A 553-nucleotide genomic window follows, 5' to 3' on the forward strand; every position below is an offset into this window, starting at 1 on the left:
GTGCAGGAATGCGAGCTCCGTGCCGGGCTCGACCACGACAAGCCCGTCGGGTTTTGCGACTTGCGAGGCGATCTTGGCCAGATGCTTGGTGCGCGCCACGCCGATCGAGATCGGCAGGCCGAGCTCAGCCTTCACGCGGCGGCGGATGGCATGGGCGATCTCGTCGGGCGGCCCGAACAGATGCGTGCAGCCGGCGACGTCGGCGAAGGCCTCGTCGATCGATATCCGCTCGACCAGCGGCGTGAAATCGTCGAGCACCTTGATCGCCGCGTCGCCGAGGCGCTGGTACTCGCTGAAGTGGCCGCCGACGAAGATGAGTTCAGGGCAAAGCTCGCGTGCCTTGCGGCCGGGCATGCCGCCGCGCACGCCGAAGGCCTTCGCTTCATAGGAGGCGGCCAGCACCACGCCACCGCCGACGGCGATCGGCTTGCCCCTGAGCGAGGGGTCGAGCAACTGCTCGACCGAGGCATAGAAGGCGTCGAGATCGGCATGCAGGATGGTGGCTTCTGCGCCCTGCGCCATCCCGTTCACCTTGCGGCGTTGCAGCATTAGC

General features: G+C 67.5%; 1 pseudogene. It reads right to left on the reverse strand.

Features of this window, described 5'->3' with window-relative positions:
• A pseudogene (locus EN745_RS35610) lies at window positions 1–522 on the reverse strand (DNA polymerase IV); the annotation flags it as partial.
• Window positions 523–553 lie beyond the last annotated feature (31 nt).

The sequence above is a fragment of the Mesorhizobium sp. M4A.F.Ca.ET.022.05.2.1 genome (genome assembly GCF_003998845.1).
Taxonomy (GTDB): Bacteria; Pseudomonadota; Alphaproteobacteria; order Rhizobiales; family Rhizobiaceae; genus Mesorhizobium.